This window comes from Kitasatospora sp. Root107 (assembly GCF_001424875.1).
GTDB lineage: Bacteria > Actinomycetota > Actinomycetes > Streptomycetales > Streptomycetaceae > Kitasatospora.
Window position 1 is genome coordinate 33,163 of sequence record NZ_LMCT01000056.1, and the last position, 19,085, is coordinate 52,247.

Consider the following 19,085-nt stretch of genomic DNA (forward strand, 5'->3'; position numbering starts at 1 on the left):
AGGTCCACATCTCCACTCTCCCGGCTGGCCATACGAACGCCAACCAACCTGGAGAGACATAGGGCAGCACCGATCGCCACGCTCGACCCAAGCCCTGGGAGAACCCCGTCATGGCCCTTGGTACCGCTCTCAGCTCCCCCACCGTGACCCGACCCACCGTCACCCGACCCGCCTCCCCCCGACCGGCCGGCACCACCGCCGCCCCGGCCTACTCGGTCTCGCTGGCCACCGACGAGGCGGACGTCCGCGCCGCCCAGCGGCTGCGGCACGACGTCTTCGCCGGCGGCATGGGTGCGCTCCTGGACACCCCGGTGCCCGGCCTGGACATCGACCCGTTCGACCAGTTCTGCGACCACCTGCTGGTGCGCGACAACGAGACCGGCGAGGTGGTCGGCACCTACCGGCTGCTCCGCCCGGAGGCGGCGGCCCGGGCCGGGCGGCTCTACTCCGAGACCGAGTTCGACCTGAGCAACCTGGCGGCCGTCCGACCCGGCCTGGTCGAGGTGGGCCGGTCCTGCATCGACATCAGGCACCGGGACAACGGCGCCGTGATCAACCTGATGTGGGGCGGCATCGCCCGCTACCTGGTCGACACCGGCAACACCTGGGTGGCCGGCTGCTGCTCCGTCCCGCTCGCCGACGGCGGTGCCACCGCGGCCGGGGTCTGGGACGCCATGACCGCCCGCTACCTGGCCCCGGCCGAGTACCGGGTCACCCCGCACCGCCCCTGGGACCCGACCGGCGTGGCCCGGCCCCAGCGGACCACCGTCCCGGCGCTGCTCCGCGGCTACCTGCGCCTCGGCGCCTGGGTCTGCGGCGAGCCCGCGTACGACCCGGACTTCGGGGTGGCCGACCTGTACGTGCTGCTCTCGCTGGAGCGGACCGACCCGCGCTACCTGCGGCACTTCCTGTCGGCCGGAACGGGCGCGTGAGCACGCCATGAGCAGCTGGCTCCCCACCGCTCCCTGTACGCCGGAGAGTTGTCTCGCCGATCCCGGGCCGACGGTGCCCGCACCGCTGCGCCTGCTGCGCGGGATCGGCTGTGTCGGTGCCCTGCTGACCGGGATCGCCGTGGTCGTGCTGACCCGGGGCTGGGACCGCGCGCCCCGACTGCGGGACGGCCTGCTCCGGTTCTGGACCAGGTCGGTCCTGGCCGGGATGGGCGTCCGGCTGCGGGTGGTCGGGTCGCCCGCCCCGGGCGCCGTGCTGCGGGTGGCCAACCACATCTCGTGGCTGGACATCGTGCTGTTCACCGCCGTCCGGCCGGGGCCGATGCTGGCCAAGACCGAGGTCAGGTCCTGGCCGGTGCTCGGATCGCTCACCGGGCGCGGCGGGACGGTCTTCATCGACCGCGAGAGCCTGCGCCAACTGCCCGGCACAGTAGGCGAGATGGCCGTCGTATTGCGGTCCGGGCGCCCGGTGACGGCCTTCCCCGAGGGCAGCACCTGGTGCGGTGCGGCGGGCGGTCGGTTCCGCCCAGCGGCGTTCCAGGCGGCGATCGACGCGGCGGTCCCCGTCCAGCCCGTGACGGTCCGCTACCGGCTGGCCGACGGCCGGCTCTGCACCGCCCCTGGCTATGTCGGCGACGACGAACTGCTGCCGTCCATCCGCCGGGTGCTGGGCACCCGGGGCCTGGTCGCCGAACTCACCTTCCACTCCCCGATGCCCACCGACAACGGCACCGACCGCCGCCTACTGGCCCGCCGGGCCCAGGCCGCCATCGGCCCCCACCTCGGCGCCGCCCACCAGGTCGACCGCCCGCACGTCCCCGGCCGGCAGCGCCAGCAGGTCGCCGGCGCGGCCGCCTGGCGCTGATCCGCGGTCGGCTCCGACTCGCCTAGCCGAACCGGCCGTTCACGTAGTCCGCCGTCCGCTGGTCGGCCGGAGCGCCGAACAGCCGGTCGGTGGGGCCCGCCTCGATGATCCGGCCCGGGGTGTCGTGGCTGGCCAGGAAGAACGCGCAGGACTGCGAAACCCGCTGCGCCTGCTGCATGTTGTGCGTGACGATCACGATGGTGAGCCGGCCCCGCAGCTCGGCGATGGTCTCCTCGACCCGCCGGGTCGAGGTCGGGTCCAGCGCGGAGCAGGGCTCGTCCATCAGCAGGACGTCCGGCGAGACGGCCAGCGAGCGGGCGATGCAGAGCCGCTGCTGCTGCCCGCCGGAGAGCGAACCACCGGGCGAGCGCAGTCGGTTGCTGACCTCCTGCCAGAGTCCGGCGGCCTGCAGGCTGCTCTCCACCAGGTGGTCCCGGTGCTCGCGGTCGGTCTTGACCCCGGCCAGCTTGAGCCCGCTGGCGACGTTGTCGTAGATGCTCATCGCCGGGAACGGGTTGGGCCGTTGGAAGACCATGCCGATCCGCCGCCGGACGTCGGCCGGGCGCCGCCCGGCGGCGTAGATGTCGGTGCCCGCGAGCAGCACCTCACCGGCCAGCCCCGAGCCGCGGACCATCTCGTGCATCCGGTTGAGGATCCGCAGGTAGGTGGACTTGCCGCAGCCGGACGGGCCGATCAGGGCAGTCACCTGACCGGCCGTCATGCTCAGCGAGACCCGGTCCAGCACCTTGCGGTCGCCGAACCAGGCCGAGACGCCCCGGGTCTCGATGCCGTACAGCGAGTCTTCGGTCCTGGGCAGTACGGCGGTGTCGACGGCGTCGGTCATCCCGGTGGTCCTTCGGTAGAGGTTCGGCGCTTCAGTACAGGTTGGGCAGCAGGGCGGCGGCGTTCTCGTAGCAGCTCCAGAGCAGCATCCCGAGCACCGGGGCCGCGCACAGGTAGGCCGCCCAGCGGTGCCAGAGCCGGACCGCCAGGGTGGACAGCGTGACGCCCGCGAGCAGGGCCAGCCCCCAGAGCTGGAGCGCGGGCAGGGCGGCCCGGTCGGCGGCCAGCGCCTTGTCGGTGGGCCGGAGCGCCCCCCGGGTACCGGAGTTGGGCTGGGTGTCGCCGAGCAGCCGGGCACCGACCAGCACGGTCGAGGAGGAGATCCAGTCCGAGTCGCCGGTGACCAGCACCAGCCGGTCCTTGGCCTGGTCGGTGAGCGGGTGGCCGGCGTCGCCGTGCTCGTTGACGACGTAACTGGCCCGGCCCTGACCGGTGGTCACCTCGATCCGGTCACCGTCCCGGAGTTCACCGATCCGGGCGAACGGGGCGCCGAAGCTGAACCGGCGGCCGAACAGCACGCTGACGCCGTGCTGTCCCGGCAGGACGGTGTCCCGCCGGTGGCCGGGGCCGCGCATCAGGTCCCGGCCGGTGGTGCCCTCGACCACCACGGTCTCGTACAGACCCAGCGCCGGGATGTCCAGCATCGCCATCGGCGCACCGTCGGTGGTGGGACCGGTGGGCGCGACCGCCTTGGCGAACTGGTCGCGCAGCGTCTTGTACGCGGCGGCCTGCGAGTGCTGCTCCTGCAACCCCGACAGCGCGGGCAGGTAGACGGCGAAGCCCAGCACCAGACCGGCCAGCGAGCTGGTCGCCCAGCCCGCCTGCACCACCCGGCGGCGGGCCGCCGACACGGGCGGGCGGGTGGCACGCGGGGGCGGAGCCGGCTCCGTGGTGCCGACCGGCCGGTCCAGCGTCGGGGCGCTCATCGGGCCACTCCCCGGTTGCGGCGGCGGGCGGCCAGCCGGCCGCCGAGCAGCGGCGGTATCGCGACCACGGCGAGCAGTTCGAGCGCGGTGAGGGTGCTGAGCAGCCACTCGTCCTTGCGGTTGCCGACCTCCACCGTGCTCGCCGTCAGGTTGCCCGAGCCACCGCCCGAGCCACCTGCGCCGACCACCTGTCCGGTCTGCGGGTCGATCACCGGCGGGGCCGCGTCCGGGTCGCCCCCGGTACCGCCGGCGGTGCCACCCGCGGTACCGCCCGTGCCCCCACCGGTGCTCCCGCCACCGGTCGAACCGCCGCTGCTGCCACCGGAGTTGCCGCCGGTCGTACCGACGGTGCCGGAGCTGACCGGCTTGCCGTCCCTGACCACGCAGTCCAGCGGGGCGCCGGCCTTGTCACAGGGGCTCGGCTGCGGCGCGTTCACCAGCACGGTGAGCTGCCCGGAACTGTCGAAGGTCGGGTTGCCGCAGTTGGCCAGCGTCTCCGGGTTCACCGGGCTGGCGCTGCCCGGGATGTGGCCGACCTGGAGCATCCCGCCACGCACCAGGTTGCGCGGGATCGGCGAGTAGCCGAGGCTGTCGGCCTGCCCCTGGCCCGCGCACAGCACGTAGGAGATGAACTTGCTCAGCGCGTTGCCCTTCGCGTCGTTGAACCGGGGCGGCACCGGGTCGGCGACGCCCTGGCGCGGCACGATCAGGTAGCTGTAGCTGGAGACCGGGTAGGCCCGGGGGTCGGCCATGCTGTAGACGCCGTCCAGGTTCTGCTGCAGGAAGTTCGGGTCGCTGGGCGGTGTCGCGTCGTCAACTCCCTTGATCCTGGCGGCGGTCAGCGCGACGGCGACGTTCGATGCGGTCGGCAGCGTGTAGTACCCGGCGGCGTTCAGCACCTTGACGACCGGCCAGTTGCTGCGCTTGGCGAAGGCGTACTCGTCGTAGCCGATGGTGCCCACGTTGCCAGGGGACTTGATGAAGTTGGCCACCGCGTCGGAGCCGTTCTGCGCGGTCATCCCCGGGACGGTCGGGTAGAACTCGGTGTAGTCACCGCAGCTGATGCCGTTGATCGCCTTGCAGTGCCCCTCCCACTCGGCCTGGTGGGTGTGCTGCATCCAGCGGGTGAACTGCGCGGTGGCGCCCGAACCGTCGGAGCGGACCACCGGGCTGACCTCCAGGCGCGGCAGCGCCCGGCCGTAGTCCTTGGTGATGGCCGGATCGTCCCAGTAGGTGATCTTGCCGGTGAAGATCTTCACCAGGGTGTCCGAGGAGAGCCGCAGGTCGGTGACCCGCTTCCCGGCCACCACCAGGTTGTACATGAAGGCGGTGCCGCCCGCGGTGATCGGCACGTACGAGTAGCCGTACACCGCCCGCTCGGCCCCGGCCGCGCCCGATCCGCCGATCGCCCCGCCCGCACCGGTGTCCGGCTTGGAGCGGAACGGGACGTCGGAGGCGACGAAGTCGTTCAGCCCGGCCGCCCAGGTCTTCCGGCCGGCCGCCGACCCCGACGGATTGAAGTTGATCTGGATGCCCTGCGGCACCACGTCCTGGCGCCACTGGTCGATGGCCGGGCCGGCCCAGCTGGAGCCTTCCGCGTTGAGCGAGGTCGCGGCGTACGCCGGGGTCGCCCGGCCGAGCGCCGCCGAGGCGGCGAGCAGCAGCAGGGCGAGCAGCAGAGCGGCTGCCCGGTGCGGCCGGTGAGCGGATGCCCACGGCATGGGGACTCCTCTGGGGTGGTCGGTCGGTACGGGAGCGGAAGGGGTGTCGCTCGGCCGGCTCATCGCACCCGCCCGAGGACCCGGGCGACGACGAACAGCACCAGCACCACGACCATCAGCACGAGCGCGGCCGCGAACGCCCGGGCCTCCATGTCGGGGTAGGGCTGGCGGACGTAGTTCCAGATGTACAGCGGCAGGCTGACCTGCTGCCCGGAGAACGGGTTGTTGTTGAAGTACGCGGTCATGCCGGAGGTGAGCAGCACCGGCGAGGTCTCGCCGACGCCGCGCGCCATGCCGAGCACCACGGCGGTGGCCAGGCCGGGCCTGGCGGTGGGCAGCACCACGTTCCACACCGTGCGCCACTGGCTGGCGCCGAGCGCGTAGGACGCCTCCCGCAGGGTGCCGGGCACCAGCCGGATCACCACCTCGGCGGCCCGGGTGACGATCGGCATCATCATCACGGTGAGCGCCAGCGAGGCGGCGAAGCCGCACCGGTCCACGCCCAGGGTGAGGATCACCACGCCGAGCACGAACAGCCCGGCCACGATCGAGGGCAGTGCGGTCATCGCCTCGACCAGGGTGCGCACCGGCCGGGCGAACCGGCCGCCCACCTCGGACATGTAGACGGCGGCGGCGATGCCCAGCGGGACGGCGAACAGGGTGGACAGGCCGAGCTGTTCGAGCGAGCCGATGATCGCGTGCAGCGCGCCGCCGGAGGTGATCGGGGAGAGCGGGGCGGTGGTGGCCATCGACTCGGTGAAGAAGTTCAGGTGACTGGCCGCGCTCACCCCGCGCAACAGCAGGTAGCCGATCTGCTCCACGATCAGTCCGACCACCAGCAGACCCGAGGTCCAGGCCAGCACCGTGACCAGGCGCTCCCGGACCAGCCGGCCGTCCCACTGCAGGGCGGTGGCCCCGGCGAAGAAGGCCAGGAACAGCAGGTACCAGCAGAGCAGGAAGCCCAACGCTCCGCTGAACGGCAGCAGCCGCTCGTACAACAGCCAGTCCAGGCCCAGCGATCCGCCCAACGCCCCGGCCAGGGTGGTGAGTTCGGCGCGGGTGACGCCACCGGTACGAATCCGGGCCTCCGGTTCGTCCGGGGCGGTCGCGGCGGAGGTCTTCTCAAGGGTGTCGGTCATCGGCCGTGTCCTCGGTGCTCAGTCGGAGGTCGCCGCGCCGGAGCGCGAGCGGTTGATGATGACGCCGGCCGCCAGGTTGACCAGCAGCGTCAGGGCGAAGAGCACCAGTCCGGCCGCCATCAGGGCGGAGAGTGACAGCTCGTCGGACTCGCTGTAGCGCAGGGCGATCAGCGCCGAGATCGAGTTGGCGCCGTTCTCCAGCAGGTGGCCCTTGAAGACGAAGGCGGGCGAGATGATCAGCGCGACCGCGATGGTCTCGCCCATCGCCCGGCCGAAGCCGAGCATCACCGCGCCGATCACCCCGCCCCGGCCGAACGGCAGCACCACCGTGCGCACCATGCCCCAGCGGGTGCTGCCCAGCGCGTAGGCGCCCTCCCGCTCGCCCTGCGGGGCCTGCGAGAACACCTCCCGGCTGAGCGAGGTGACGATCGGGATGATCATCAGCGACACCACCACACCCGCGATGAAGGTCGAGGAGGTGTACGAGACGGTGATGTCCCCGCGCCTGACCTTGAGGAACGGCACCCAGTCGCCCAGGTGGTTGGAGAGCCACCGGGACAGCCCGACGATCCTCGGCTGGAGGAAGACCAGGCCCCAGAGGCCGTAGACGATGCTGGGGATCGCGGCCATCAGGTCGATCAGCGAGATCAGCGCCGCTCGCAGCCGGACCGGCGCGTACTCCGAGATGAAGACCGCCGTGCCGAGCGCCACCGGCACCGAGATCAGCAGTGCGACCAGCGCGATCAGCGCGCCGTTCGGGAGCACGGAGGCGATGCCGAACTGGTGCGCACCGGTGTTCCAGCGCTGCTCCGTCAGGAACGACCAGCCGGTGACCTTCAGCGCCTCCCCGCCGCGCAGCAGCAGGAAGAAGGCGATCAGCCCCATGATCAGGAAGACCGAGAGTCCGGCCGCGGTCAGCCCGGCCCGGAACACCCGGTCGCCCCGGGAGACCGGCGAGCTGATCCGGCGTGGTCGGTCCTGGTCGGGCTCCCGGTAGGGCTCCGGTGGGGCGGGCGTGGTGCTTGTCATGGCAGGGTTCTCCGCTGCGTTCGGCACGGGCAACTGGCGTGCGGGGCTGGCCGGTTCACTTCCGGCCGAACAGCCGACGGAAGCCGGCCGCGACCCGCCCGCCGAGCGCGGTACCGCTCAGCAGCAGCGTGGTCGGACCGCCGACCAGCAGCACCCCGCCGATCACCAGCAGCACCGGCAGCAGCAGCCGGGCCACGCCCGCCCGGTCCTGGCCGGGCCGTCCGGCCGCCACCGGGACGGCGGCGACCGGCGAGTTCGAGGCGGCCGGGGACTTGGCGGCCGGGGCCGCCACCGGGGCTGCTCCCGAACCACCGGTCGTACCAGCCTGGTCGGCGCCACCGGTGGTGCCGCCCGAGGAGCTGCCCCCGGTGCTCTGCCCGCCTCCGGTCGAGCCGCCGACCGTGCCGGCCGGGGTCACCGTGCCCGAGCTGCCGGGCCCCGCCACCGCGACCTGGTTGCCCGGCAGCGCGGAGTCCTGTGCGGCGACATGGCCGGCCGCCGCCTTGGCCTGGGCGGACTGAGCCTCCGTCAGCGCCAGGAAGCCCGGCGCCAGCAGACCGGGGGCGGTGCCGTAGACCTGACCGCTGCCCAGGTCGGTGGCCTGCCGAACGAACCGGGAGATCGCCCCCGCCTTGGCGCTGTCCAGGCCGCTGGTGGGCAGCATCGCGTACTGGACGGTGGTCAGCGGGTAGGCCGCCTTTGCGCTCGCGAAGGCCGATCCGGCGTCCCCGTACGGGAGTTGCTGGGTGCCGGTGACCGGGTCGGCCGTCATCACCGAGGCCGCCGCCTGGAGCGCGCCGAGCGAGGGGGTGACGAACTCCCCAGCCGGGTTGGCCAGCGCCGCCTCGGGCAGCGAGTACGCCTTGGCCTGCCCCGCGTCCATGATGGCGAACAGCGCGCGCTGGCCGACCGGCTGGGCCCCGCACTTGGGGTGGTTGCCGGTGTTGTCGATGTTCGGGTCACTGCAGGTGGCCCGGCCCTCCAGCACGTTGCGGGCGACCTGGCCGAGCCCGCCGATCAGCGGGTTCCACTCGTACTGCTTCCAGTGGTCCGGGCCGCTGAAGTCCTGCGGCTGGAAGGTGTCGGCCGGGTAGCCGGCGAACTTGGAGCGCAGGTAGAAGGAGTTCAGCCGCATGCCCCACGGGTCCTTGGCGCCACCGAGGAACTGGGCGGCCTCCGGGTCCGCGGCGATCCACGCGGTGACCTGGTACACCAGGTCGGAGGTGCCGCCGACCACCACGGGAGTGGTCTCGGCCTTGTTGCCGCCGGAGCCGCAGTCCGGCCAGACCGGGCCGTTCACCACGTCCACCGGGTTGAGCTTGAGGAATTCCGGGTCCAGGAAGACGCACTTCGGGTTGCCGTCCACCGAGGGGATGACGGCGCCGTACTGGAGGTCGTAGGACTGGGTCAGCAGTTTGGCCATCAGCCGGGCGTTCAGCCGCAGTTGTCGGACCTGCCGACGGTTGGTGGCGTCGTCGATCACGTACACCACGGAGACCGCGGTGGTGCCGAGCGGCGCGTAGACGTACGGCCGGGTGGCCGGGCTCCGCTCAGCCCGGGCGGTCAACGCCACGTCGGCGCCCCGGCGTTCGAGGAAGGCGGCCCGGGCCTGCGGCTCGCCACCGCCGAACACGTACTGCAGGTTGAGCGGCTGGTCACCGGCACAGAACCCGGCCCGCCACTGCTGCACCGCACGGTTGGCCATCTCCAGGCCGGCCATCGCGAACTCGGCGTCGGCGGCCTTGCAGTCGCTCGGCGTGGCCGCGAACTGCACTGGCACCACGGCCCGCTGGTTCCAGGCGCAGCTCTCGCCGGTCTGGTAGCGACCGCCCGCGTTCTTCCGGAAGGAGCCGTCCGAGGCGGTGTTGAAGAAGCCGTCGCCGTCCGGCGAGTGGTCCTCGCAGTTCACCGTCCCCACCGGCGTCTGGTAGGCGCCAATCGAGTCGCCGCCGTACTGCGGCTCGACCACGATCGAGCAGGCGTGCGCGGCGTCGCAGCCCAGGGTCTGGCTCTGCTGGGCGGTCCACAGCTCGATCTCGGCCTCGCCGGTGCCGTCCGGCCGGGTGGCCGCGATGACCATGTTGCTGGGGAACTCGGGGGTGGTGGCGCCCTGCGCCATCTCCTGCTCGAAGCCCTTGGCCGGGTCACCGTTGTAGACGGTGCTGCCGTAGCAGTCGGTCGGCCTGGGGTCGGTCCCCCGGCACTGGTAGACCCGGACCGAGTACAGGATGTCGGCCGAGCCGACCACCGCCACGTCCACCGGGCCGCCCCAGGTGAAGACGGTCGGGGTGAAGCCTGACCAGCGCACCCGGACCCGCTCGTTACCGAGGTTGGACGCGCTCTCCAGGGTGACCGACCCGCGCTCCCCGGTGGTCCAGTCCTCGGGGTGCCAGACCGGCGGGCCCGGCACCGTCACGCCGCCCGCCGCGTGCGCCTGGGGCACCGTACCGAGGCCGCTGGGCAGCACGGCCAGGGTGACCGCGGCCGCCCAGGCGATCGTGGCGGCGGCGAACACTTTCGCCCACCGCCGACGCGCGAAACTGCCCGGTCTGCGGAGCCTCATGAGGGTGCCCTTTCGATGTGCCGATCACGGCCGTCCGGAACCGGACCCACCCGGATCGAGACTCCGGTATTTCCCCATGTGGATATGACAGTTGATGGCCATTCAGATGTATGAGACCCCAACTTGCCGGCGCCCCGCCGGACATGTGTCGGCCCGTGGCGCCCTCAGCGCGCCACGGGCCGTCGGTGTGCGGTGGGTCAGGAGCCCTGGGTGTAGCTCAGCGCGAACGAGCCGACCTGGCCGCCCGCGGTGAAGAAGGAGGTGCCCAGCTTGCTGTCCAGGTACTGCGCGCCCTCGGCGTCCACCGCCAGCCCGGTGGAGGTCAGCGAGCTGACCCCGGCGGTGAGCGCGACGGTGCTGTCCGTCGGCTCCAGCAGCGCGACCGGGGCGGTGGCCCCCAGCGGCACGCCGGTCAGCTGCCAGTTGTCGATGTCGAAGGCCAACTGCTGGAACAGCGCGGTCTTCCCGGTCCGGACGTTGACCGCCAGCAGGCTGCCACCGAGCTGGACGTTGCCGTAGTACTCCCGCAGCACGCCGGTCGCACCGGTGACCGGGAAACTGCCGGAGAAGCCCGCCGCGCTGTCGTACGCGGCGGTGCCCGGCGGCAGCGGCACCACGAAGATGCCCGCCTCGGCGCTGCGGTGCAGGAAGTCGCTGTCCTCCCGGACCACCGCGGTGCCGATCGAGGCGACCGGCACGGTGGCCGTCACCGCGTCGGCGGTGGCCGGGGTCTCGGTGGCGGCGGCGGTACCAGTCAGGCCGGTCAGCACGGTCACGGCGGTCAGCGCGGCGGCGCCGGCCAGGGCGAGACGGGTACGGAGGCGGTTCATTTCGGGCTCCTTGAAAGACGAGACGGATCTGCGAGGTGGGCCGGACAGCCCGACGGCCGGGCCCCTGCGGGCGCGGCCGTCGGGTCCTGCACAAGCGGGTGGATCAGATGGTGGTGGTGGTACCGCAGGCCGCACTCGGCAGAGCCAGGAAGCCGTAGTTGGTGATGGTGGCCGGGTGGGTGCAGATCCAGCCGGTGGAGCTGAAGACGCTCTTCAGGGCGGTGGAGTAGGTGCCCGGAGTGTTCCAGGCGGCGGCCCGGACCACGTTGTAGACCACGCGGCCGTAGGCGCTGGCCGCGAACGGGGCGTTGATGGTGTTGGTGGCGTTGACCGGGGCCACACCGTTGACGTTGCGCAGGGTCAGGTTGCCCGGGTTGTCGGTGGGCGTGCCGTGGCCGCCGAAGACCTGGCTGATGTAGTGCGCGACCGAGTAGGGGAAGATCGCGTCGACGTCGTCCAGCGCCGGGGTGGTGCCGGTGTTCTCCTGCGGGCCGCTGGTCACGCAGGCGCCCGGGGTGACCGGGGTGGCGCCGCCGATGGCCTTGAGGAAGAAGGTCCGGGTGCCCGAACCGTTCTGCGGCAGGAAGGGCTTGATGGTGCCGGCGGTACCGCCGACGGTGCTCCAGTTGGTGATGGTGCACTCGTAGATGCCCTTGAGCTGGGCGGTGGTGAGGTTCGCGGGAGCGTGGCCGGCGTTCTTGGCGGACCAGGTCACCGCGTCCTTGGCGAAGGCGACGAACAGGTCGTCGGTGGTGTCACCGGTCTGCGGGCCCCGGGAGGACCGGGCGAAGTCCACGGTGGTGCTGGTGTTGTTGTTCAGCGCGGTGACGCCGGCGCTGGAGCCGTTCGGGCGGGCGATGGTGGCCGCGCCGGTCTTCGGCGTGATGGTCGCGGAACCGGTCGGGTCCCAGCTGTAGAGCCGGGGGGTGCTGGCCGGCGCACCGGCGATCGAGGCGTTGTAGTCGGCCGAGACCTTGGCCAGGTAGGTCGAGGTGGTGTCAGAACCCGTGCCGACGATGTCCACGGCGTTCGGGGTGACGGCGGGGTCGGCCTGGGCGGGGAATGCCGCGAGGGCGACGGTTGCGGCGGTGACCGCGACGGCGGCGACCAACTTGGCGGCGGTGTGACGCATTTGGTGTTCCTCCGGTGGGAGTGAGCATCGGTCCTGCCTGCTCCCGGCCCGGGGCCCGGTCGGGAGCACCGGCGGCGGCCGCACTCGGCGGCCGTCGGTCCGGCGGCTCAGATACTTGCCGGGCGGCACGTGCCGGTGGAAGGTCCACCCGGACCGGTCACCTTCGGGTCACCGATCCGAACCGAGCGCGTCTCGGAGGTTTAGCCCGAGGCCCGGCCGGGTGGCTCCGGGCTCGCCGCGACTCCGTCAACTGCCGTGCTCCAGTGGATCGTTCTTCTCCAGGTGGCGGTTCGGGGAGCGATCGGCAACCTGCCGGTCACCCGGCACCCCGGAGCGCGCGCAGCTGCTGAAGCATCGACTGGAAGCTCGCCATTCCCTGCCGGCACTGGTCCTGCCGCAGATACCCCCGGGCACTGCGGGCCACCGCCTCACCCACCGCCTGCCCGGTGCTGCGTACCGGCAGCAGCGCCGACCAGCCCCAGGACCGGTCGCCGTCCTGCTGCACCAGGTAGCGCAACGCGGCCCGCTCCACCAACAACTGGCGGACCGCCTCGTCGAGTTCCGGCTCGCTCCGGTACGTCACCGCCGACCGGGCCAGTTGCCGGCCGTTCGCGGCCGCCAGCAGCCAGCCGATCCGCCCGCCACCGAGCCGGACGGTGAGCAGTCTCGGGCCTCTCCGGGGGCCCGCCCCGCTGTCAGAACTCATCGCGCGGCACCGAGAGTTCGACCGCCCCCGAGCGCTCCAGCAGCGCCACGAAGCGGCGGAAGGCGTTCTGACAGGTTGCGTACCGCTCGTAGGTCCGGTGCGACCGGGCGTCCGGCACCCCGCGCGGGCCAGGCACCACCCAGATCCAGCCGATCCCGTCCCGGACGTGGGTGATCCGCACGACCAAGCCGGGTGCCGAGCCACGTAAGTTCTCGAACACCTGCCGGGCCTGCTCCGGGGTCTCGTACACCGAGGCGGAGACCGCCACGATCCGGCCGTTCGGGGCCTTCAACGACCAGCGGTACCGTCCGTTCGCGTCCCGTTCGGCATGAACCGAACCCCGGCGTACCGGCTCGGCGACCCCGTCGTCGCGTACCCGCTGCCCTGCCATCCGAGTGCCTCCCCGTTCGCACCGGAGCCGCCCCGGCAGCGCACCTCAACGCTACGTGTGCACACGGGAGTCATTGAAGGAACAATCATCCTTCGGCAGGGCTGTTGGTCCCGATGTTCTCTCTCGTTCACGATCCATGACCTGAACACGGTCAACCGGGTTGCCCGCTCTGCTCTCTGACGCTCCCTCGGACGGCCCGGTCAGGCCTGCAGCGAGGCCAGGGTCAGCACCGTGATGTCCGACGGCGCGCCGACCCGGACCGGCGGCCCCCAGGCCCCGGCGCCCCGGGTGACGTACAGCTGGGTGTCGCCGTACCGCTCCAGCCCGGACACGGTCGGATTGGCCAGCTCGGCCAGGTAGTTGCCCGGCCAGAGCTGCCCGCCGTGGGTGTGCCCGGAGAGCTGCAGGTCGACACCGTGCCGGACGGCGTCGTGCACGGTCACCGGCTGGTGCGAGAGCAGCACCGCTGCCCGCAGCCGGTCCCGGTCGCCGAGTGCCAGCTCGAAGTCCGGCCCCTGGCCCTCGGCGGTGCCCGCGATGTCGTTCACCCCGGCCAGGTCGAACCAGGGCAGCTCGATCCGGTCGTTCTCCAGCGGGAACACCCCGAGCGAGCGGACGAACTCCACCCACAGCTGCGCACCCGAGAAGTACTCGTGGTTCCCGGTCACGAAGAACGCCCCGTCCCGGGCCCGCAGGTCGGCCAACGGGACGGCGGCCGGGCCGAGTTCGGGCACGCTGCCGTCCACCAGGTCGCCGACGATCGCGATCAGGTCGGGCTGGGTGCTGTTGATGGTGTCGACGATCCGCCGGGTGTGCGAGCGGCCGAGGATCGGCCCGAGATGGATGTCACTGACCACCGCGATCCGGTAGCCGTGCGCGCGCCGGGGCAGCTTGGCCAGCGGCACGGTCACCCGCTTGAGGCCCGGCCCGCGCAGCACCCCGTACGCACCGTTGCCCACCACCGCGACCGCCGCCCCGGCGGCGCCGATCGCCACCGTCCGGGCGACGAACAGCCGTCGTGACGGGTCGTCGGGAGCCTCCTGGCGGTCCGTCCCGGTGGCCGGTTTGGGCGCCCTGGATCCGGCGATCCGCAGCCAGACCACCCGGACCGGTTCGCCCACCAGCACGGCCATGGTCAGGTACAGCAGGACCGCCAGCCACAGGTAGCCGGGCCAGGCCAGCCAGCGTTCGGCGGCCAGCGGCAGCACCCGGCCGCCGACCACGGCGCCGACCGAGAGCAGCGGCAGCAGGACCGCCAGCACCGTCCCAACCTGCCGGTACCGCCCACCGGGCGCGGAGACGTCGCGGACCAACCGACGCCAGAGGTACCAGTGCACCAGGGCGAGCAGGGCGAGAACCGTCAGCAGGATCGGCACGATGATCACCGCCCCAGTATCGGAGATCGGCGGACCGCCGAACGCACCAGGGTGAGCAGTTCACATATCTGAATGTGCGTCAGCATCACCGAAAGCGCCGTTGACGGCCTTCAGCCCCAGCCTTACCGTCCTGGGCTACGGATGAGACCACCATTCATACTTGTGAACGAGGAATGCCCATGTCCCGGCTGGCCACCACCGCCGCGCTCGCCCTCTCCACCGCCCTCGCCCTGACGACGACCGCACCGGCCCTCGCGGCCGACCACCAGCACCCCGCCCACGGCCCCGGCCGGGTCGTCCTCGGCGCCGCCGACGGCTGGGGCTCGGCCACCACCGGCACCACCGGCGGCGCGGCCGCCACCCCGGAGCGCAGCCAAGTGGTCTACACCCGGGCCGAGTTGGTTGCCGCCCTGGGTGGCGCCACTGATGCCACCCCGAAGATCGTCTACCTGGTGGGCACCATCGACCTGAACACCGACGACACCGGCCGCCACCTCTCCTGCGCGGACTACGCCGCCGGTACGGGCTACACCCAGGCCGCCTACCTGGCCGCTTACGATCCGGCCGTCTGGGGCCGGACCGCCAAGCCCAGCGGCCCGCTCGAACTGGCCCGGGTCGCCGCCCAGCAGACCCAGGCCCGCCAGGTGCAGATCCCGGTCGGCTCCAACACCACCGTGGTCGGCCTCGGCCCCCGGGCCCGGCTGCTCGGCGGCGGGCTGCTGGTGAAGAACGTGGACAACGTCGTCGTCCGCAACCTCACCTTCGAGGACGCCGCCGACTGCTTCCCGCAGTGGGACCCGACCGACGGCTCCACCGGCAACTGGAACTCGGAGTACGACAGCCTCGCCCTGTACAACGCCACCCACGTCTGGGCGGACCACAACACCTTCACCGACGGCGCCAACCCCGATGCCGGCCAGCCGAGTTACTACGACCGCCCGTACCAGGTGCACGACGGCCAGCTCGACATCACCAACGGCTCGGACTACGTCACCGCCTCCTGGAACATCTTCAAGGACCACGACAAGACCAACCTGGTCGGCAACAGCAACAGCTCGAAGACCGACCCCGGCAAGCTCCGGGTCACCTTCCACCACAACCTCTGGCAGAACACCGGCCAGCGCGCGCCCCGGGTCCGGTTCGGCCAGGTGGACGTCTACAACAACCTGTACGCACCCGGCACGACCGGCTTCGAGTACGCCGTCGGTGTCGGCGTCAAGTCCCAACTCGTGCTCCAGGACAACTACTTCAAGCTCCCGGCCGGCCTGACCGCCGACCGGATGCTGCACAACTGGGGCGGCACCGCCCTGGCCGCGAGCGGCAACCTGGTGAACGGCGCCGAGACCGACCTGACCGCCGCCTACAACGCCGCCAACCCGGCCACTCCCCTGGCCGCCACCACCACCTGGACACCCACCCTGCGGGCCCGGGTCTCGCCCGTCGCCACACTGCCGCAGCTGATCACCTGCCAGGCGGGCGCGGGCCGGATCTGACCCGAGCCCCACCACGGCGTGGCCGTGGCCGCCGCCCAGCCCAGGCGGACCGTCAGCTAGTCGCCACTGGCGTCACCCTGGTCCAGGCTGCGGCGGCGGTCCCGCTGGGCGCGCCGCACCAGCTTGCCCGCCCCGAGCGTCGCCCGCGCCACCAGCTGCACCCAGCGGGGACCGCCACGGTCCGCCCACACCACACAGACGCATCCCCCGACGGCGAGCACCAAGGCTCCGATCAGCAGCACGGTCATCTTCCCCACCCGGATTCGTTCGTACGAGTCCCGGTGATCCTAGGCCCGCGCGTTCAGCATCCACTCCAGGCTCTCCCGGACCCGCCGCGTCAACACCGCGCCGGCCAACAGTGCCCGCAGCTCGGCCCGCTCCCGCTCCGTCAACTGCCGGTCCCGCCCGCGCCAGTGGGCGATGCCCGCCGCGTCGGCGGCGCCCCGGGCCGCCAGCTGCCGGTCCGGGTCGGCGCTCAGCACCAGGGCCGACCGCAGCCGCAGCGCCAGACCGTCCCCAGGCAGCAGCCGGTAACCCGCCCGCCGGACCTCGGCCCGGCCGGAGTCCGCGAGCAGCTCCAGCGCCAGCCCTGCGGGCAGCGAATCCCGGCCCGGGCGCAGCGTGCGGGTGGCCTCCCGGATCACCCCCGCGTGCTCGTCCCGGAGCAGGGGTACCAGCTCGGCCGACGACGTGAATCCGCGCAGCCGCAGACCCCGGACCGCCCGGGCCCGGACCGGTCCGCTCGGGTGGGCGAGCAGGCCCGTCAGCAGGGGCAGGTCGGCCGGGCTGTTGGTCTCGGCCAGGCCGTCGATCGCCCCGGCTGACGGGGCGTCACCCGAGACCAGGGCGCGGTAGTGCGCGGCCGGGTCGGTGCCCAGCCGGCGGGCGGCCTCCCGGGCCAGGGCCCGGATCAGGGCGGAGGGGTCCGCCAGCCGTTCGGCGACGCGCTGGGTCTGCCCGATCCGGAGCATCCCGGTGAGCGCGAGCACCCGCACGCCCGCCTGCTTGGCGGTCGCCAGCCGTTCCAGCAGTTCCACCTGCCCGGTCCAGACCGCCTCCCGGGCGACCGCCTCGGCGGCCCTGGTCCGGACGGCCGGAGCCGGGTCGGTCCCGGCCAGCACGACCAGGTCCCTGGCCCGCAGCCGTCCGGTCTCGATCCCCGCCCGCAGTGCGAGCACCCGGACGCCGCCGAACGGCGAAGCCAGCAGCTCCGCGAGCAGGGCCCCGGTCGCATCCACCCGGGGCTCGGCGCGGCGGCCGTCGGACCGTACGGGCTCGAAGGCTGAACGCGGCTCGCTCAACAGCGCGGCGAACAGCTGAGCGCGGGCGAACTCCCCCCGGCTGCGGCGGGCCAGCAGCAGCGCGGTCGGGGCGACGGCGGCCGCGTACTTCCGCGGGTCCTCGGTCAGCAGTCGGACCAGCCCGGCCCGGGCCCGCTCGCGGACGGGGGCGGCCCAGTCGGCCGTGCGCAGGACCAGAAAGGGCATCAGCTCGGGCAGGCCCCAGTCCACGATCCGACGGACCGCCGCCTCGCGCTGCCGCCCGTCGCGGTCGAGCGAGAGCACCGCCACCCCGCCGATCCGGTCCGGCGAGCCGCCGTCACGCCGGTTCAGCCGACCGACGGTGTCCAGGGTGAGCAGCAGGGCCGGGCGCTCGGCCAGCGGTCCCAGCTCGGCCGCCCGGGAGACACCGGCCAGCCGGTCGAGCAGGGCGGCAACGGCGTCGGGGTGGCCGGCCCGGGCCAGGCGGGCGTCGGCTTCCAAGCGAGCGGTGATCATCTCCCTATCCTCTCCGGGGCGGCAAAGCCTTTTCCGGTGACGGCCCGGTCGCGCTCCGCAGACCTCACCGCCCCGGTTCCTGTGAGCCCGCCCACAGGGGTTCCGGCACCTACTGCCGCCGATAGTTGATAAGCGTGGGGTAAAGGTGCTCGCCCTGGTCCGACCGACCGTCCAGGTGTCGGACCGGGCCGGATCACCGCTGGTCAGGGCCGGAATGGCCGCCGAGGGGTTTCGCTGGGATAAAGACGGGGTAGGGCCTTTTGAAGCGTCCGGCCGAGGCCGGGCGCGCTGCCGTGTCTACTACCGGCAGTCGTATCAGGGCTCATTGCCTCCGCCGGAGCCGTCTGCCAAGAATGTCGAGTCCCAAGGCAGCAACCGGTCCTGCAGAGCCGGCCCGCCCTCCCCCGCCAGCCCCGTCTCACCACGGGGCGTCCCGGCCGTCCGAGTCCACGGCACCCGGGCCTGTTCACTCCGAACACGCTTCGCGGTACCCGTGTGCCTCGCCCCGGCCCCGCCCGACGGAAGAGGTTGTCCCCTCCATGCAGTTCCAGCAGCTGAAGAACCGCCGTAACGCCCTCATCACCGGTGTCGCCACCCTGGCCGTGGCGGGCTCCGCCACCCTCGCCCTGGCACTGCCGCAGGACACCTCCACCGCTCAGGCCGCACCGCAGACCGTGGCGGCCTCCTCCGCCGCCAGCGCCGCCGCCGAGGCCCAGCAGGCCGGCGAGGCGCAGGCCAAGGCCCTGGCCGACGCCGCACAGGCGCAGGCCGCTGCGGACGCCGCCGCAAAGGCGCAGGCGGACGCCGATGCCAAGACCGCCGCCGACGCCCAGGCCGCTGCGGACGCGAAGGCCGCCGCCGACGCCAAGGCGAAGGCCGACGCGGATGCCGCTGCCGCCAAGGCCAAGGCCGCCGCCGACGCGAAGGCCAAGGCGGACGCCAAGGCGAAGTCCGACGCCGAGGCCGCCTCCCGTAGCCAGCAGCGTCAGGCGCTGGCCGCGCCGACCGGCTCGCCGAAGGAGATCGCCGCGCAGCTCGTCCCGGCCGGCCAGCTGCAGTGCTTCAGCAACATCGTCGAGCACGAGAGCACCTGGAACGTCACCGCGACCAACCCGTCCTCGGGCGCGTACGGCCTGGTCCAGGCCCTGCCGGGCTCCAAGATGGCCTCGGCCGGCGCCGACTGGCGGACCAACCCCGCCACCCAGATCAAGTGGGGCCTGAGCTACATGAACGAGCGCTACGGCAGCCCGTGCGCCGCCTGGAGCTTCTGGCAGTCCCACAACTGGTACTGAGCCTCCCAGAAGAGATCCTCACGCCGAAGGGCGGTCACCCCAACCGGGTGT

17 protein-coding genes are annotated in these 19,085 nt (G+C 72.6%); 4 read left to right on the plus strand and 13 right to left on the minus strand.

What is annotated here, in order from left to right; translation table 11 throughout:
- Window positions 1–110 precede the first annotated feature (110 nt).
- Complete coding sequence (locus tag ASC99_RS30400; protein ID WP_057238112.1) at window positions 111–932, plus strand: GNAT family N-acetyltransferase; 822 nt, start codon at window positions 111–113, stop codon at window positions 930–932.
- Window positions 933–939: 7 nt separating this feature from the next.
- Window positions 940–1,815: a 1-acyl-sn-glycerol-3-phosphate acyltransferase gene (locus ASC99_RS30405; protein WP_157531866.1), complete on the plus strand. Its 876-nt coding sequence runs from the start codon at window positions 940–942 to the stop codon at window positions 1,813–1,815.
- A 22-nt stretch (window positions 1,816–1,837) separates the two neighbouring features.
- On the opposite strand, the gene ASC99_RS30410 is transcribed toward ASC99_RS30405, so the two are convergent.
- The 11 genes from ASC99_RS30410 to ASC99_RS30460 form a co-directional block, all read right to left on the minus strand.
- Window positions 1,838–2,659, minus strand: a complete 822-nt coding sequence (locus ASC99_RS30410) for a phosphate ABC transporter ATP-binding protein (protein ID WP_057238114.1) — start codon at window positions 2,657–2,659, stop codon at window positions 1,838–1,840.
- Window positions 2,660–2,690: 31 nt separating this feature from the next.
- A complete protein-coding gene (locus tag ASC99_RS30415) occupies window positions 2,691–3,584 on the minus strand; it encodes a sortase (protein ID WP_063857240.1) in 894 nt (297 codons plus the stop codon).
- Window positions 3,581–5,305: a substrate-binding domain-containing protein gene (locus tag ASC99_RS30420; RefSeq protein ID WP_057238116.1), complete on the minus strand. Its 1,725-nt coding sequence runs from the start codon at window positions 5,303–5,305 to the stop codon at window positions 3,581–3,583. Before ASC99_RS30420 ends, ASC99_RS30415 begins: the two co-directional genes overlap by 4 nt.
- 59 nt (window positions 5,306–5,364) lie before the next feature.
- On the minus strand, window positions 5,365–6,444 hold the full coding sequence (pstA, locus tag ASC99_RS30425; protein WP_082598769.1) for a phosphate ABC transporter permease PstA: 1,080 nt from the start codon (window positions 6,442–6,444) through the stop codon (window positions 5,365–5,367).
- 18 nt (window positions 6,445–6,462) lie between these two features.
- Window positions 6,463–7,473: a phosphate ABC transporter permease subunit PstC gene (pstC, locus tag ASC99_RS30430; RefSeq protein WP_057238119.1), complete on the minus strand. Its 1,011-nt coding sequence runs from the start codon at window positions 7,471–7,473 to the stop codon at window positions 6,463–6,465.
- A 55-nt stretch (window positions 7,474–7,528) separates the two neighbouring features.
- Window positions 7,529–9,988, minus strand: coding sequence for a hypothetical protein (locus ASC99_RS30435; protein WP_057238121.1), 2,460 nt, complete (start codon window positions 9,986–9,988; stop codon window positions 7,529–7,531).
- A 245-nt stretch (window positions 9,989–10,233) separates the two neighbouring features.
- On the minus strand, window positions 10,234–10,866 hold the full coding sequence (locus ASC99_RS30440) for a hypothetical protein (RefSeq protein ID WP_057238124.1): 633 nt from the start codon (window positions 10,864–10,866) through the stop codon (window positions 10,234–10,236).
- 103 nt (window positions 10,867–10,969) lie between these two features.
- On the minus strand, window positions 10,970–11,998 hold the full coding sequence (locus tag ASC99_RS30445) for a substrate-binding domain-containing protein (RefSeq protein WP_057238126.1): 1,029 nt from the start codon (window positions 11,996–11,998) through the stop codon (window positions 10,970–10,972).
- A 316-nt stretch (window positions 11,999–12,314) separates the two neighbouring features.
- Window positions 12,315–12,704 carry a hypothetical protein gene (locus ASC99_RS30450; RefSeq protein WP_057238129.1) on the minus strand — a complete coding sequence of 130 codons (390 nt, stop codon included), beginning with the start codon at window positions 12,702–12,704 and terminating at the stop codon, window positions 12,315–12,317.
- On the minus strand, window positions 12,694–13,095 hold the full coding sequence (locus ASC99_RS30455; protein WP_057238131.1) for a YegP family protein: 402 nt from the start codon (window positions 13,093–13,095) through the stop codon (window positions 12,694–12,696). The genes ASC99_RS30450 and ASC99_RS30455 overlap by 11 nt, the downstream gene beginning before the upstream one ends.
- 200 nt (window positions 13,096–13,295) lie before the next feature.
- On the minus strand, window positions 13,296–14,480 hold the full coding sequence (locus tag ASC99_RS30460; protein WP_082598770.1) for a metallophosphoesterase: 1,185 nt from the start codon (window positions 14,478–14,480) through the stop codon (window positions 13,296–13,298).
- Window positions 14,481–14,650: 170 nt separating this feature from the next.
- Here ASC99_RS30460 and ASC99_RS30465 point away from each other — a divergent pair, with 170 nt between their 5' ends.
- The gene (locus ASC99_RS30465) at window positions 14,651–15,964 is read left to right on the plus strand and encodes a polysaccharide lyase family 1 protein (protein WP_057238135.1); all 1,314 of its coding nucleotides are present in this window, start codon (window positions 14,651–14,653) and stop codon (window positions 15,962–15,964) included.
- 56 nt (window positions 15,965–16,020) lie between these two features.
- On the opposite strand, the gene ASC99_RS30470 is transcribed toward ASC99_RS30465, so the two are convergent.
- Together ASC99_RS30470 and ASC99_RS30475 are read right to left on the minus strand one after the other, a co-directional pair.
- A complete protein-coding gene (locus ASC99_RS30470) occupies window positions 16,021–16,212 on the minus strand; it encodes a hypothetical protein (RefSeq protein WP_057238345.1) in 192 nt (63 codons plus the stop codon).
- A gap of 39 nt (window positions 16,213–16,251) precedes the next feature.
- A complete protein-coding gene (locus ASC99_RS30475; protein ID WP_057238137.1) occupies window positions 16,252–17,742 on the minus strand; it encodes a hypothetical protein in 1,491 nt (496 codons plus the stop codon).
- Between the two features lie 539 nt (window positions 17,743–18,281).
- Here ASC99_RS30475 and ASC99_RS30480 point away from each other — a divergent pair.
- Entirely contained in the window at window positions 18,282–19,034 is a 753-nt protein-coding gene (locus tag ASC99_RS30480; RefSeq protein ID WP_057238139.1) for a lytic transglycosylase domain-containing protein, read from the plus strand.
- The last annotated feature ends 51 nt before the right edge of the window (window positions 19,035–19,085 follow it).